Origin of the sequence: Streptomyces shinuiensis, from assembly GCF_043660855.1 — a bacterium.
Lineage (GTDB): Bacteria > Actinomycetota > Actinomycetes > Streptomycetales > Streptomycetaceae > Streptomyces.
Window position 1 is genome coordinate 888,027 of record NZ_JBIHML010000001.1, and the last position, 13,887, is coordinate 901,913.

Here is a 13,887-nt window from a genome sequence, read left to right on the forward strand (position 1 = left end):
ACAGTGCGCAGCCGGGATGGGAATGAGCGCAGCGGGGCCCCGGCTCCTGTCACCGGACCCGATGCTCTCAGACAGAGCTTGTCAGATGACGGGAGGGCGGCCCAGCCGGGTCAGACGCCACACCGTACGCCACTTCATGGGGCGGCGGGTGCCGCACGGGGTCGTCCAGCCCTCCCGGAAACCGCCCAGCCAGGCGCGCAGCGCGGGGCGCGAGGGGCGCCTGGCGAGGGTCAGCAGCAGCCATACGCCCAGGTAGGGGGGGACCAGCGGCAGCGGCAGGTTGCGCCGGGCCAGCCACACGCGGTTGCGGGCGACCATGCGGTGGTAGACCGCGTGGCGGCTGGGGAGGGTGGTGGGGTGGTGGAGCACCATGTCCGCGCGGTAGTCGATCATCCACCCCGCGTCCAGCGCCCGCCAGGCCAGGTCGGTCTCCTCGTGCGCGTAGAAGAACTCGTCCGGCAGCCCGCCGACCTCCTGGAGGACCGCGGTGCGCACCGCGTTGGCGCCACCGAGGAAGGTCGTCACGCGCGAGGAGCGCATCGGGTCCGAGGCGCGCAGCCGCGGTACGTGGCGGCGCTGGGTGACCCCGGTGTCCGGGTCGGCGATGCGGAAGCTGATGATGCCCAGCTCCGGGTCGGCGGTGAACGCCTGCCGGACCAGTTCGGCGGTGTCGGTGTTCGGCAGCAGCCCGTCGTCGTCGAGGAAGAGCAGGGCGTCCACCTCGCTCCCGCCGGGCCCGAACGCCTCGATGCCGACGTTGCGGCCGCCGGGGATGCCCAGGTTCTCCGGGAGCTCCACCGTCCGCACCCCCTCCGGGAGCTCCGGCAGCGGGGCGCCGTTGCCGACGACCACCACCTGGACCGGGTCGCCGTCCTGCTTGGCGACCGAGTCCAGCAGGGCGCGCAGTTCCTCGGGGCGGTTGCCCATGGTGAGGACGACCGCGCCCAGCGTCAGGGGCCTGCCGGAGGCGGCCTTTGCGCCCTCGGTCATGTCGTTCACCGCCCTCACCGCAGCCGGCTCGACGCCAGGATGGACACCAGGTGCAGCAGCGTCTGCAGGACCGCGATGGCCGCCAGGACGGCGACGCCCAGCCGGGTGAAGAACAGGCCGCCGCGCGCTGCGTCCGCCACCGCCACCAGCAGGATCACCAAGGACGCCTCGACACCGCCGACCAGCCGGTGGAACTTCAGCGCCGCGGCCGCCCGGCGGGCCAGCGCCAGCCCCGAGGAGCGGGGCACGGCCGCCTCGTCCCTGACGGCGGGCAGGCCGCTGCGGGAGCGGGCCACGTCCACCAGATCGGTCTCGGCCTTGATCAGGATCGCGCCCAGTGCGGCCACGGTCCCCAGAAAGGCCCACAGCCAGTTCGCGGGGGCCCCCTCGGCGCGGAAGACGTCCGCGGCCCGCACCCCGAAGCCGACCAGCAGCGCCGCCTCGGCCAGGTAGTGGCCCACCCGGTCGAGGTAGACGCCGGTGATGGAGGTCTGCTTCCGCCAGCGGGCGACCTCGCCGTCCACGCAGTCCAGCAGCAGGTAGAACTGGATCAGCAGAGCGGCGAGGACGGCCCCGGCCAGACCCGGCACCAGTAGTACGGCGCCGGCCGCCACGCCGGCGACGACCATCAGATGGGTGAGCTGGTTGGGCGTTATCCGGGTGTTCACCAGATGCCGGGTCCAGCGCAGCGAGATCTCCCGCATGTACAGGCGCCCGGCCCAGTGCTCACCGCTGCGCCGGTCCTTCACCCCGGCGGGGTGGACGACCGGGCGGAGTTCAGCTACTGACGGCTTTGACATAGTCGGCGTACGCGTCCCTGATCTGGTCGGTGGACAGGTCCAGGTGCTCGATGATCGTGTAGCGCCCGGGCCGGGTCTGCGGCGCGTACTCCACCGCGCGCACGAACTCGTCCTCGTTGAAGCCGATCTCGCCGGGCAGTACGGGCAGGCCGTGGCGGCGCAGCACGTCGACGATCAGCTGTGTCTGCTCCTCCGCTCCGCGCAGGTGCATCGCGAAGGCGGCGCCGAGCCCGCACTGCTCGCCGTGGGCGGCGGCGCGCCTGGGGTAGAGCAGGTCGAAGGCGTGGTTGATCTCGTGGCAGGCGCCGGAGGCGGGACGGCTGTCACCGGCGACCGACATGGAGATCCCGGTGAGCACCAGCCCCTCGGCCAGCACGGTGAGGAACTCGTCGTCGCCGCAGCCGCCCGGGTGGCGCAGCACCGCCTCGCCGGCCTGGCGGGCCATGGCGGCGGCCAGGCCGTCGATCGACTCGCCGGTGACCTTGTGGGAGAGCTCCCAGTCGGCGACGGCGGAGATGTTGGAGATCACGTCGCCGACACCGGAGCGCACGAAGCGGATCGGGGCCTCGCGGATGACGTCGAGGTCGATCACGATCGCGATCGGGTTCGGCACTCCGTACGAGCCGCGGCCGGCGTCGTTGTCGAGCGTGGCGACCGGGGAGCACAGGCCGTCGTGGCTGAGGTTGGTGGCGACGGCGACCAGCGGCAGGCCGATGCGCGCGGCGGCGAACTTGGCGCAGTCGATGATCTTTCCGCCGCCCATGCCGACGACCGCGTCGTAGTGGCCGGACTTCATCGCGTCGGCCAGCTTGATCGCGTCGTCCAGCGTCCCGCCGCCGACCTCGTACCAGTCGGCGCCCGGCAGGGCGGGCGCGAACCGCTCGCGCAGGGCCGCGCCCGAGCCGCCGCTGATGGCGATGGCGAGCTTGCCGGAGGCCGAGATGCGCTGGTCGACCAGGAGGCCGGCCAGGCCGTCCAGCGCACCGGGCCTGATGTCGACGACGACCGGCGACGGAATGAGCCGGGTCAGTACTGGCACGCGATCTCCCGCGCCTTGTTCAGGTCGTCGTGGTTGTCGATCTCGACCCACCTGACGTCGCCGATGGCGGCGGTGTCGATGGTGAGGCCGCGGTCGACCATCTCCTGGTAGCCGTCCTCGTAGTACAGCTGCGGGTCGCGCTCGTAGGTGGCCTTCAGCGCGTCGGCCAGGTCGGCGGCGGCGTCGCCCTCGATGAGGGTCACGCCGATGTACTCGCCGGTGGCCTCGGCCGGGTCCATCAGCTTGGTGATGCGGCGCACGCCCTTGCCGGGCTCGGTGACGACCTTCATCTCCTCGTCGGCCAGCTTCTTGACCGTGTCGAGGGCGAGGATGATCCGCTGCCCCCTGCCGCGGGCCTGAAGCAGCGTCTGTTCGACGGAGACGGGGTGGACGGTGTCGCCGTTGGCCAGGATCACGCCCTCCTTGATGACGTCGCGGGCGCACCACAGGGAGTAGGCGTTGTTCCACTCCTCGGCCTTGTCGTTGTCCACCAGGTGGAGCTTGACGCCGTACTTCTTCTCCAGGGCGGCCCTGCGCTCGTAGACGGCCTCCTTGCGGTAGCCCACGACCACGGCGGCGTCGGTGAGGCCGACCTCGCGGAAGTTGCCGAGGGTGAGGTCCAGCACGGTGGTGGTGCCCTCACCCGCCGGGTCCACCGGCACCAGAGCCTTGGGAAGGGTGTCGGTGTAGGGGCGCAGACGCCGTCCGGCGCCGGCGGCCAGCACGAGGCCGATCATGCGGGTTCTCCTGTTTCGTCGTGTACGGCGGGTGCGTGTGAGGACACCCAGAAACGGACGCTCTCGGTGAGCACCGTGAGCGCCAGGGCCCCGGCCAGGGCCGTGAGCGCGATCGTGAAGCCCTGCCCGGCGGTCCAGAGGACGGCGGCGGCCGTGACCGCCACCGCGCGTCCCTCGTGCCCACCGATCGCCCGCACCAGCCGGTGCGGTGGGGCGCCGGTGCCGCCGCGGATGCGGTACACCGTGTCGTAGTGATGGTAGGCGACCGCCGCGACCAGCCCGAACGCGGCGGGCAGGGCCCCGTCCGCGTCCGACCGGGCGGCCAGCGCCAGGACCGTGGTGTACTCCGCCGCGCGGAAGAGGGGCGGCACCAGCCAGTCCAGCGCGCCCGTGAGCGGGCGGGCGACGGCCAGCCCGGACAGGACCGCGTAGCCGAGCGCGGCGGCCGGCGGCCAGGGCCCGGCCGGGGCCCACAGCGCGGCGGCCACCAGGGCGGCCGAGCCGAGCAGGGCGAGGGCCGGGGCGGCGAACGCGGACGACCGCGACCCGCGCGTCCGGGACGCGGCGGCACGGGCCACGCCTTCGGCCAGCGGCCCGGAGTCGGCCAGCTCGGCCAGGGCCCGCGCGGCGCGGTCGGTGCGCACGCCCTTCCGGGTGAGGGAGCGCAGCACTCGACCGGCGGTGGTGTAGCAGGCGGCGAACGCGCAGCCGGCCAGCAGCACGGTGAAGGTGGTGCGGGGGGTCGTGAACGCGGTGAGGACTGCGATCAGCGCCCAGCGTTCGCCGATCGGCAGCACGATCATGCGGCGGGCCCACACCGTCCAGCCGACCCGGTCGAGTCTCCCCGACAGGGCGGCGGCGGGGTTGGCGTTTCCGGTCCCGGGCTCCCCCGTGTGCTGCTTCCCGTCTCCTCCCGCGCTCCCCTTCTCGTAGTGGTCTGCCTCGTTGAAGGAGAAGTCCACCACGTGGCGGCAGGTCTGGAGCACCATCGCGCCCAGCGCCAGGGCCCACACGTCGTCACCGCCGCGGGCCGCGCCGAGGGCGAGGCCCGCGTAGTAGGCGTACTCCTTCGCCCGGTCGAAGGTGGCGTCGAGCCAGGCCCCGAGCGTGGAGTACTTCAGCGCGTAGCGGGCGAGCTGCCCGTCGGTGCAGTCCAGCACGAACGAGGCGATCAGCAGCACTCCGGCCGCGGCGAAGCCGCCGCGGGTGCCGGTGGCCGCGCAGGCGGCGGCGACCAGCGCGGTGAGCAGCGAGGCCGTGGTCACCTGGTTGGGGGTGAGTCCGCGCCGGGCGCACCAGCGGGCGAGGTAACGGGAGTAGGGGCTGACGAGGAAGGTGGTGAAGAAGCCGTCGCGGGACTTCACCGCCGAGCGCAGCCGCACCCGTTCCTCGTCGACGGCCGCCACGGCCCGCTCGGCCTCGGCGCGCTCCGCTCCGTCGGCGGGTACCTCGGCGACGAGGGCGCCCAGCTCGGGCCGGTGCACGGCGGGTGCCCGGCCGTCCTCCTCCAGGGCCGCGACCGCCCGGTCGGGCAGGCCGGCGGGCTCCCGGGCTGTGGTGTGCGCCGTCCCTCCCGCGGCGGCCGGCGCGGACGGGGCCGCGGCCGTGGGCACCGCGGCGGACACGGCGCGGGCCAGGGCTGCGCGTGCCCCGGGCTGGACGGCCAGTGCGCCGGGCACCGCGGCGGCGGGGAAGCGCGGGTCGGTCAGGGCCAGCCGCAGGCTGTGCGTGTGCCCGACGAAGCGGGGATCGACGAGGGCTACGAGCTCACCGGCCGGGACGGCCGCCAGTGCCGCCTCCACCCCGGTGGCGTCCTCCGCCACCCGGACGTCGAAACCCAGCGACCGCAGACCGCCCTCCAGGGGCGACCCCGCGACCGGCGGACCGGTGAGAATGGCGGTCGACAAGAACGAACTCACTCCTTGGAAGCCGTACCGTCCGCGGCGCGGTCCGTAACGAGCGGCATCCGGGCAGCGGTCACAGTGCGCCGTCACCCGTTCGGGGCAGGCAGCACGTGGCCAGAGGTTATCGGATAGGTGGAAGCGTCCGTTCACCCCGCATTCACCGGGCGGGAACACCCCGTCGTCACGAAAGGTGACAGAACGCCACGGACCGCGTTCAAGGATCCTCGATCCCGGCGACTCGCACAAGGAGCGCGTCCGCGACCGTCCGCGGCCGGTGGTTAGGCTGCGGCCATGACGTGGCTGGTGACCGGAGGAATCGGATACGTCGGCGCACATGTGGCGCGGGCGATGGCGGAGGCCGGCGAGGCGGTCGTCGTGCTCGACGACCTCTCCAGCGGCCTGCCCGAACGGCTGCCGCCCGGCGTGCCCCTGGTGCGCGGCCCGGTCGCCGACCGCGGGCTGCTCGACCGTACGATCGCCGGGCACGGTGTCACGGGCGTGGTGCATCTGGCGGCGAAGAAGCAGGTGGGCGAGTCGGTGGAACAGCCGCTGACGTACTACCGGGAGAACCTGCACGGGCTCACGGTGCTGCTGGAGGCCGTGGTCGCGGCCGGGGTGCGGCGCTTCCTGTTCTCCTCCTCCGCCGCCGTCTACGGCGTGCCGGACGTGGACCTGGTCACCGAGGACACCCCCTGCACCCCGCTGAGCCCCTACGGCGAGACGAAGCTGGCGGGCGAGTGGCTGGTGCGCGCCGCCGGACGGGCGCACGGGCTGTCCACCGCCTGCCTGCGCTACTTCAACGTGGCGGGGGCCGCGCGGCCGGAGCTGGCCGACGTCGGGGTGTTCAACGTCATCCCGATGTTCTTCGACGCCCTCACGCGCGGTGAGGCCCCGCGGATCTTCGGCGACGACTACCCCACCCCCGACGGCACCTGCGTCCGCGACTACATCCACGTCGCCGATCTGGCCGAGGCGCATCTGGCCGCCGCCCGCCGTCTGGCCGAGCGTCCGGCCGGCGGTGACCTGACGGTGAACGTGGGCACCGGCGAGGGCGTGTCGGTGCGGGAGCTGGCCGGTCTCGTCGCCGAGACCACCGGCATCCGCGAGCCCGCCCCGGTGGTCGTCCCGCGCCGCCCGGGGGATCCCGCGCGGGTGGTCGCCTCGGCCCGGCGGATCGGCGGGGAGCTGGGCTGGGCGCCGCGGCACGGGGTGGGCGAGATGGTGGCCTCGGCCTGGGAGGGCTGGTGTCTGCGCCGCACCGACGGCCTCCGGCGGGACGCGGCCGCACTCCCCGAGTGATCCGGGCCGGTCCCCCGGACGAGCGGGCACCATCCGCCAGGTGACTGGAAAGCGCAGGTCAGAGGGGATGACAACGGTGTTCAGTGCCGCATTGCCCCATACCCCCCGCCCGTAGTTCACTGGGATCGTCCGCACCGGTCGTACGCGGCACCGGCCACCATACGGGAGGCATCATCCATGGGCGCAGGGCACAACCACGGCGGGCCGCGGCCGGCCGGGCCGGGTACGGCGGGAGCCGCGTATCGGGGTCGGCTGCGCGCGGCCCTGGCCATCGCGGTCGTCCTGCTGCTCGCCGAGCTCGCGGGCGCCGCGCTGACCGGTTCGCTGGCACTGCTGGCGGACGCCGGTCATGTGGCAACCGACGCGGTCGGCATCGGGATGGCGCTGCTGGCGATCCACGTCGCCAACCGGCCCGGCAGCGAGCGGCGCACCTTCGGCCTCGCCCGGGCCGAGATCCTCGCCGCGCTGCTCAACGCCCTGCTGCTGCTCGGTGTGGGCGGCTACATCCTGGTGGAGGCCGTCGAGCGGCTGCGCCATCCCCAGGAGGTTCCCGGCGGCCTGACGGTCCTGTTCGGCGTCGTCGGCCTGGCCCTCAACGGTCTGTCCCTGGCCCTGCTGATGCGCGGGCAGCGGGAGAGCCTGAACGTGCGGGGCGCCTTCCTGGAAGTGGCGGCGGACGCCCTGGGCTCCGTGGCGGTGATCGCCGCCGCGCTGGTGATCATGTTCACCGGCTGGCGGCAGGCCGATCCCGTCGCCTCGCTGCTGATCGCGGTGCTGATCGTGCCGCGGACGGTGAGGCTGGCGCGCGAGGCGATCGACGTCCTGCTGGAGGCCGCGCCCCGGCATGTGGACATGGCCGGGGTGCGGGCGCACATCCTGGGAGTGCCCGGGGTGGAGGACCTGCACGACCTGCACGTGTGGACCATCACCTCCGGCATGCCGGTGCTCTCCGCGCACGTGGTGGTCGGCCGGGAGGCGCTGGAGGCCGAGGGGGGCCACGACAGGATCCTTCGGGACCTCCACAGCTGCCTGGGCCGGCACTTCGACGTCGAGCACTGCACCTTCCAGCTGGAGCCGCACGGGCACGCGGCGCGCGAGGGACGGCTGTGCCACTGACGCCGCCGGGTCACCGCCGGCGCCCCGGGGGCTCCGTACCGCCCGCCCGGCGAGCGGCCCCCGTCCGGGTACGGCACACTGGAGCGGACGGTCGGAACATAGGGGAAACGCCGTTCCGACACATGCACGGTGAAGGGCGGACATGACCAACGGCACGGCGGACCCGATCATGCTCGAACTGGTCGACGAGGACGGCAGAACGATCGGGACCGCGGAGAAGCTCTCCGCCCACCAGGCCCCGGGCCGGCTGCACCGGGCCTTCTCCGTCTTCCTCTTCGACGACATGGGCCGGCTGCTGCTCCAGCGCAGGGCGCTGGGCAAGTACCACTCTCCCGGTGTGTGGTCCAACACCTGCTGCGGCCACCCCTACCCCGGCGAGCGGCCCTTCGCCGCCGCCGCGCGGCGGGTCGGCGAGGAGCTGGGCGTGGCCCCCTGCCTGATGCGGGAGGCTGGGACGGTGCGCTACAACCACCCGGACCCGGCCTCCGGCCTGGTCGAGCAGGAGTACAACCACCTCTTCGCGGGGCTGGTGCGGGACACGCTCCGGCCGGATCCGGAGGAGATCGCCGAGACGGCGTTCGTGACGCCCGCGGAGCTGCTCAAGCGACACGAGGCGGAGCCGTTCTCGGCCTGGTTCATGACGGTGCTGGACGCGGCGAGGGGCGGCATCCGCGAGGTGGCCGGGGTCTCGGCTGGCTGGTGACGCACGCGGCACCGCGGTTCAGCGGGCCGGCGGCACGGGCGGCGGCTGCGCCGAAGGCGGCGGTGACGGCTGCGGCAGGGCGGCCAGCGGCAGGGCGGCCCGGACCACCTTGCCGCCGGAGGCGGTCCGCTCGGACTCACAGGAACCGCCGGCCTCGACGACGACGGCCTTGACCAGGAGCAGCCCCCGTCCTCCGGTGTGCTCCCGCCCCGGGGCGGCGGCCAGCGCCGCGGGGCGGTAGGGGTGGCCGTCCTCGATCCCCAGGCCTACCCGGCCGGCGCCGAGGGAGATCTCGACGCCGATCTCCGTGGAGAGCAGGGCCGCGTGCCGCACGGCGTTGGTGACCAGCTCGGAGAGGACCAGCAGCAGGCCGTCCATCAGCCCGCCGGTGACCGGGGCCCCTGTGCGGCGGAGGAGGTCCCGCACGGCGTGGCGCGCCCGGGGCACGGAGGACTCGTGCACCGGGACGGTGAAGCGCCAGGTGCCCTCGTACGGCCGGAGGCGGGGTCGCGACGGTACGGACGGCCGGTCCGGCGCCGCCACCGGCGTCCGTCCGTCCCGGTCGGGGGGAAAGCCCCCGCGGATGTCCATCTGCCGCACCCCGCTCTCGGCTCTCGCCGGCCGCTTCCGTCCGGCCCCGTTCCGGGTCGCTCCCGGACCGGCTCTTCCGACGAGTGTTGGCCCGCGGTGCGCGCGATCCGGCCCTGTGACTGCAAGTCGGCACTTATCGATGGCAATTGACAGAAGACTTACGCGCCGTTCGCGGCTGCGACCGGCCCTGCGCGATCGTCTCCGCGGCCCCCGTCGCGGCCGCCGCGCCCCCTGCCGTTACGATCCGGCCCATGTCCGCGCACACCCCGCCGGCCGGCGGCCCGGCCCTGGCGGTCTCCGTCCAGGACGGCGTCGCCACCCTCACCATCGACAATCCGGCCAAGCGCAACGCGATGACACCGGACATGTGGCGGCGGATGCCCGCCGTGCTGGAGCGGCTCGCCGCCGATCCCGCCGTACGCGTACTGGTCCTCACCGGCGGGGGCGGCACCTTCTGCGCCGGTGCCGACATCTCCGCCCTGCGCGAGGGCGACGAGGAGTCCCGCCGCCTGGCGGTGACCGCCGAGGAGACGCTGGCGGCCTTCCCGCGGCCCACGCTCGCGGCCGTGCGTGGGCACTGCGTGGGCGGCGGCTGCCAGCTCGCCGTCGCCTGCGACCTGCGTTTCGCCGCCGAGGGAGCCCTGTTCGGCATCACCCCGGCGAAGCTCGGCATCGTCTACGGCGCCTCCTCCACCCGGCGCCTGGTCTCCCTGGTCGGCCCGGCCACCGCCAAGTACCTTCTGTTCTCCGGTGAGTTGATCGGCACCGAGCGGGCCCTGCGTGCCGGGCTGGTCGACGAGGTGCACCCGGAAGGCGAACTGGATGGGCGGGTCGCGTCGTTCGCACGGCTGCTCGTCTCGCGCTCGCAGCTCACCCAGGCGGCCGCCAAGGAGTTCGCGAACGGCACCGGGGCCGGTCCCGCACCGCCGGAGCGGATCGCGTACTGGGAGGAGCGCGCCCGGGAGAGCAGCGAGCGGGCCGAGGGGGTGGCCGCCTTCCTGGAACGACGCCCTCCGGTCTTCACCTGGCCACTTACCGACGGGTAGCGTTCGGGTATGACGTCCCTCCCCGCCAAAGCCGGACGGCACTGCCACAGCGCCGTCAACCCGCTGCACTCGGCTCTCTACTTCGCCCCCGACCTGGCCCGCGAGCTGGCCCCCTACGGCATCGAGGACCCCTCCGCGGTCTACTTCGCAGGCCGTGCCGCGGCGCTGGGCCGGGTCGGGCCCGGGGTCGTCACCGCGACCTTCCACGGCTTCCACCACGCCCTCGTCGCCCGCCACCTGCCGGCCGTGTGGGAGCTGGCCGCCCCCGAGACCGTGCTCGCCGCCCGGCTGCGCGCCGCCGACTCCATGCTGCGGCGTCTGCTGGGCGAGGAGGCGGTGGCGTCGAAGGAGATGGCCGAGGCCGCCGAACTGGCGCTGCGCGCCGCCGGGGGATGCACCCGCCCGGGCCGCCCGATGTACGCGGCGCTCGCCGACCTTCCCGTGCCCGAGGCACCGCACCTGGCGCTGTGGCACGGCGCCTCGCTGCTGCGCGAGCACCGCGGCGACGCCCATGTCGCCGTCCTCCAGCACGCCGGACTGGACCCGATGGAGGCGCTGGTCAGCCACACCGCCAGCGGCCGCGGCATGAGCCCGAAGTGGGCGCTGGCCACCCGCGGCTGGAGCCGCCGGGACTGGGAGGAGGCCCAGGAGCGGCTGCGCGGACGCGGACTGCTGGACGGCGACGGCGAGTTGACCGAGGCCGGCACCGCCCTGCGCAAGGGGCTGGAGGAGGAGACCGACCGCCTCGACGCCGCGCCGTACGAGCACCTGGGTGCGGCGGGCACCGAGCGGCTGACCGAGCTGTGCGGCGCCTTCACCGGCGCGGCCCTCGCCTCGGGCGCCTTCCCCGCGGACCTGTTCGGCAAGGGCTGAGCGGTTCCCGGAGGGGCCCCGGGGAGAGGTGCCGGGGAGGCGGAAACCGGCCGGACCGGACGGAAGGCCGTTTGTCCGGCGCGTGAGCGGTCACGCGTATGGCATGTTCCGAGCCATAGCAGATGCACTCCGTACCGTCGGCGGCGCCATCGCGACCGTGGTGACGCTGCCCTTCCGCCTCCTGGCCCGCCTCTTCGGCGGGGCTTCGCGCGCAGGACGCCGCGCCTGACCGTCCGCCTGTCGGTGCGGCCTGTAACAATGCGGGCTACCGGGGGAGCACCCAGCACCGAGTAAGGCGGAACGGATCGTGACACAGTCCATCGGAGAGACGCCCGTCGAGGGCGCGGCACCGGCCGGCACGTCCGGCGCGGCGTCCGTCGAGGGCAGGATCGCCGAGGAACTCGGCGTACGGGAACGGCAGGTCAGGGCCGCCGTCGAACTGCTCGACGGCGGCTCGACCGTGCCGTTCGTCGCGCGCTACCGCAAGGAGGCCACCGGCGGCCTGGACGACGCGCAGCTGCGCGCCCTGGAGGAGCGGCTGCGCTACCTGCGGGAGCTGGAGGAGCGGCGGGCGGCGATCCTGGAGTCCGTGCGCTCCCAGGGCAAGCTCGACGCCGAGCTGGAGGCCCGCATCCGGGCCGCCGACTCCAAGGCGCGACTGGAGGACGTCTACCTGCCCTACAAGCCCAAGCGGCGCACCAAGGCGCAGATCGCCCGCGAAGCGGGCCTGGAGCCGCTGGCCGACGGCCTGCTCGCCGACCCGTCCGTGGAACCGAACGCCGCAGCTGCGGCGTTCGTCGCCCCGGACAGGGGGGTGGCCGACACCTCCGCCGCGCTGGAGGGCGCCCGCGCGATCCTGGCCGAGCGCTTCGGCGAGGACGCCGACCTGATCGGCGAGCTGCGCGAGACGATGTGGCGGCGCGGCCGGCTCGCGGCGAAGGTGCGCGAGGGCAGGCAGGAGCAGGGCGCCAAGTTCGCCGACTACTTCGACTTCTCCGAGCCCTTCACCGAGCTGCCCTCGCACCGGGTGCTGGCGATGCTGCGCGGTGAGAAGGAGGATGTCCTCGACCTCGCCCTGGAGCCGGAGCCGGAGCCCGCCGGGGAGGCCGCGGAGGGCGGGGCCCTGCGCGAGAGCACCGGCCCCTCCGACTACGAGCGGGCGATCGCACGCCGGTTCGGTGTCGAGGACCGCGGCCGCCCGGCCGACCGCTGGCTGGCCGACACCGTGCGCTGGGCCTGGCGCACCCGCATCCTGGTGCACCTGGGCATCGACCTGCGGCTGCGGCTGCGCACCGCCGCCGAGGACGATGCGGTCGCGGTGTTCGCGGCCAACCTGCGCGACCTGCTGCTGGCCGCTCCCGCCGGTACCCGCGCCACCATGGGGCTGGACCCGGGCTTCCGCACGGGTGTGAAGGTCGCCGTCGTCGACGCCACCGGCAAGGTCGCCGCCACCGAGACGATCTACCCGCACGTCCCGCAGAACCGCTGGAAGGAGTCGCTGGCGACGCTGGCGCGGCTGGCGCGGGAGCACCGGGTGGAGCTGATCGCCGTCGGCAACGGCACCGCCTCCCGCGAGACCGACCGGCTGGCCGCCGAACTGTGCGCGGCGCAACCGGAGTCGAAGCTGACCAAGGTGATGGTCTCGGAGGCGGGCGCGTCGGTGTACTCCGCCTCCGCCTTCGCCTCCCGCGAGCTGCCGGAGCTGGACGTATCACTGCGCGGCGCGGTCTCCATCGCCCGGCGCCTGCAGGACCCGCTGGCCGAACTGGTCAAGATCGACCCCAAGTCGATCGGAGTGGGCCAGTACCAGCACGACGTCTCCGAGGTGAAGCTGTCGCGTTCGCTGGACGCGGTGGTGGAGGACTGCGTCAACGGAGTCGGCGTGGACGTCAACACCGCCTCGGCGCCGCTGCTTTCGCGGGTTTCGGGCATCGGCGCGGGCCTGGCGGAGAACATCGTCGCCCACCGCGACGCCAACGGCCCCTTCCACAGCCGCAAGGGTCTCAAGGACGTCCCCCGGCTCGGCCCCAAGGCTTACGAGCAGTGTGCGGGCTTCCTGCGCATCCGCGGCGGGGACGACCCGCTGGACGCCTCCGCCGTCCACCCCGAGGCGTACCCGGTGGTGCGCCGGATGGTGAGGACGACGGGCAGCGACGTCGCGGCGCTGATCGGCAACACCAAGGTGCTGCGCGGCCTGCGGCCGCAGGAGTTCGTGGACGACACCTTCGGTCTGCCGACGGTGACCGACATCCTCAAGGAGCTGGAGAAGCCCGGCCGCGATCCGCGTCCGGCGTTCCGGACGGCCACCTTCAGGGAGGGCGTGGAGAAGATCGGCGACCTGGAGCCGGACATGGTCCTGGAGGGCGTGGTCACCAACGTCGCCGCGTTCGGCGCCTTCGTGGACGTCGGCGTCCACCAGGACGGCCTGGTCCACGTCTCGGCGATGTCGAGGACGTTCGTGAAGGACCCGCGCGAGGTGGTGAAGTCCGGCGACGTGGTGAGGGTCAAGGTGCTGGACGTGGACGTGCCGCGCAAGCGGATCTCGCTGACGCTGCGGCTGGACGACGAGACCGGTCCCGGCACGGGTGGCGGCGGACGCCCGGCGCGCGGGCAGCGCGGAGGCGGGCAGCGCGAGGGCGGCCGGCGCGCCTCCGCTCCGCGCCCGCGCCAGGGCGACCGGCGGGGCGGGGGCGGGCGGGGCCGTGACGCGGCTCCGGCCAACAGCGAGATGGCCGAGGCCCTGCGCCGCGCCGGCCTGCTCTGACGTCCGGACGGCTCCGCGGAGGCGG

At 74.0% G+C, this 13,887-nt stretch carries 13 protein-coding genes; 7 read left to right on the forward strand and 6 right to left on the reverse strand.

Features of this window, described 5'->3' with window-relative positions:
* Window positions 1–81 precede the first annotated feature (81 nt).
* From ACGRHY_RS03925 to ACGRHY_RS03945, 5 genes are read right to left on the reverse strand one after another with little or no spacing between them, the layout of a single operon-like run.
* A complete protein-coding gene (locus ACGRHY_RS03925; RefSeq protein ID WP_394637916.1) occupies window positions 82–990 on the reverse strand; it encodes a glycosyltransferase family 2 protein in 909 nt (302 codons plus the stop codon).
* A 14-nt stretch (window positions 991–1,004) separates the two neighbouring features.
* Window positions 1,005–1,790, reverse strand: a complete 786-nt coding sequence (locus tag ACGRHY_RS03930; protein WP_394633987.1) for a CDP-alcohol phosphatidyltransferase family protein — start codon at window positions 1,788–1,790, stop codon at window positions 1,005–1,007.
* The gene (locus tag ACGRHY_RS03935) at window positions 1,768–2,829 is read right to left on the reverse strand and encodes an iron-containing alcohol dehydrogenase family protein (RefSeq protein WP_394633988.1); all 1,062 of its coding nucleotides are present in this window, start codon (window positions 2,827–2,829) and stop codon (window positions 1,768–1,770) included. The genes ACGRHY_RS03930 and ACGRHY_RS03935 overlap by 23 nt, the downstream gene beginning before the upstream one ends.
* Window positions 2,817–3,566, reverse strand: a complete 750-nt coding sequence (locus tag ACGRHY_RS03940; protein ID WP_394633989.1) for a phosphocholine cytidylyltransferase family protein — start codon at window positions 3,564–3,566, stop codon at window positions 2,817–2,819. Before ACGRHY_RS03940 ends, ACGRHY_RS03935 begins: the two co-directional genes overlap by 13 nt.
* On the reverse strand, window positions 3,563–5,473 hold the full coding sequence (locus ACGRHY_RS03945) for a DUF5941 domain-containing protein (RefSeq protein WP_394633990.1): 1,911 nt from the start codon (window positions 5,471–5,473) through the stop codon (window positions 3,563–3,565). Before ACGRHY_RS03945 ends, ACGRHY_RS03940 begins: the two co-directional genes overlap by 4 nt.
* A 288-nt stretch (window positions 5,474–5,761) precedes the next feature.
* Here ACGRHY_RS03945 and galE point away from each other — a divergent pair, with 288 nt between their 5' ends.
* From galE to idi, 3 genes are all read left to right on the forward strand, one after another.
* The gene (gene galE, locus ACGRHY_RS03950; RefSeq protein WP_394633991.1) at window positions 5,762–6,769 is read left to right on the forward strand and encodes a UDP-glucose 4-epimerase GalE; all 1,008 of its coding nucleotides are present in this window, start codon (window positions 5,762–5,764) and stop codon (window positions 6,767–6,769) included.
* Between the two features lie 177 nt (window positions 6,770–6,946).
* On the forward strand, window positions 6,947–7,885 hold the full coding sequence (locus tag ACGRHY_RS03955) for a cation diffusion facilitator family transporter (RefSeq protein ID WP_394633992.1): 939 nt from the start codon (window positions 6,947–6,949) through the stop codon (window positions 7,883–7,885).
* 142 nt (window positions 7,886–8,027) lie between these two features.
* Entirely contained in the window at window positions 8,028–8,588 is a 561-nt protein-coding gene (gene idi / locus ACGRHY_RS03960) for an isopentenyl-diphosphate Delta-isomerase (protein WP_394633993.1), read from the forward strand.
* Between the two features lie 18 nt (window positions 8,589–8,606).
* Here the strand turns inward: idi and ACGRHY_RS03965 are convergent, their stop codons facing one another.
* Window positions 8,607–9,179 (reverse strand): ATP-binding protein, encoded by a 573-nt coding sequence (locus tag ACGRHY_RS03965; RefSeq protein ID WP_394633994.1) that lies wholly within the window; start codon window positions 9,177–9,179, stop codon window positions 8,607–8,609.
* 251 nt (window positions 9,180–9,430) lie between these two features.
* On the opposite strand from ACGRHY_RS03965, the gene ACGRHY_RS03970 reads away from it, so the two are divergent.
* From ACGRHY_RS03970 to ACGRHY_RS03985, 4 genes are all read left to right on the forward strand, one after another.
* Window positions 9,431–10,225 carry an enoyl-CoA hydratase/isomerase family protein gene (locus ACGRHY_RS03970; protein ID WP_394633995.1) on the forward strand — a complete coding sequence of 265 codons (795 nt, stop codon included), beginning with the start codon at window positions 9,431–9,433 and terminating at the stop codon, window positions 10,223–10,225.
* A gap of 9 nt (window positions 10,226–10,234) precedes the next feature.
* The gene (locus ACGRHY_RS03975) at window positions 10,235–11,098 is read left to right on the forward strand and encodes an SCO6745 family protein (protein ID WP_394633996.1); all 864 of its coding nucleotides are present in this window, start codon (window positions 10,235–10,237) and stop codon (window positions 11,096–11,098) included.
* A gap of 103 nt (window positions 11,099–11,201) precedes the next feature.
* Entirely contained in the window at window positions 11,202–11,327 is a 126-nt protein-coding gene (locus tag ACGRHY_RS03980) for an LPFR motif small protein (RefSeq protein ID WP_394633997.1), read from the forward strand.
* A gap of 90 nt (window positions 11,328–11,417) precedes the next feature.
* A complete protein-coding gene (locus ACGRHY_RS03985; protein WP_394637917.1) occupies window positions 11,418–13,862 on the forward strand; it encodes a Tex family protein in 2,445 nt (814 codons plus the stop codon).
* The last annotated feature ends 25 nt before the right edge of the window (window positions 13,863–13,887 follow it).

What these genes read in the sequence shown, in the direction of transcription:
- ACGRHY_RS03965 (WP_394633994.1), bottom strand. Translation starts at nt 9,179, where the DNA reads ATGGACATCCGCGGGGGCTTTCCCCCCGACCGGGACGGACGGACGCCG.
- ACGRHY_RS03940 (WP_394633989.1), bottom strand. Translation starts at nt 3,566, where the DNA reads ATGATCGGCCTCGTGCTGGCCGCCGGCGCCGGACGGCGTCTGCGCCCC.
- ACGRHY_RS03930 (WP_394633987.1), bottom strand. Translation starts at nt 1,790, where the DNA reads ATGTCAAAGCCGTCAGTAGCTGAACTCCGCCCGGTCGTCCACCCCGCC.
- ACGRHY_RS03955 (WP_394633992.1), top strand. Translation starts at nt 6,947, where the DNA reads ATGGGCGCAGGGCACAACCACGGCGGGCCGCGGCCGGCCGGGCCGGGT.
- idi (WP_394633993.1), top strand. Translation starts at nt 8,028, where the DNA reads ATGACCAACGGCACGGCGGACCCGATCATGCTCGAACTGGTCGACGAG.
- ACGRHY_RS03980 (WP_394633997.1), top strand. Translation starts at nt 11,202, where the DNA reads ATGTTCCGAGCCATAGCAGATGCACTCCGTACCGTCGGCGGCGCCATC.
- ACGRHY_RS03925 (WP_394637916.1), bottom strand. Translation starts at nt 990, where the DNA reads ATGACCGAGGGCGCAAAGGCCGCCTCCGGCAGGCCCCTGACGCTGGGC.
- ACGRHY_RS03970 (WP_394633995.1), top strand. Translation starts at nt 9,431, where the DNA reads ATGTCCGCGCACACCCCGCCGGCCGGCGGCCCGGCCCTGGCGGTCTCC.
- galE (WP_394633991.1), top strand. Translation starts at nt 5,762, where the DNA reads ATGACGTGGCTGGTGACCGGAGGAATCGGATACGTCGGCGCACATGTG.
- ACGRHY_RS03975 (WP_394633996.1), top strand. Translation starts at nt 10,235, where the DNA reads ATGACGTCCCTCCCCGCCAAAGCCGGACGGCACTGCCACAGCGCCGTC.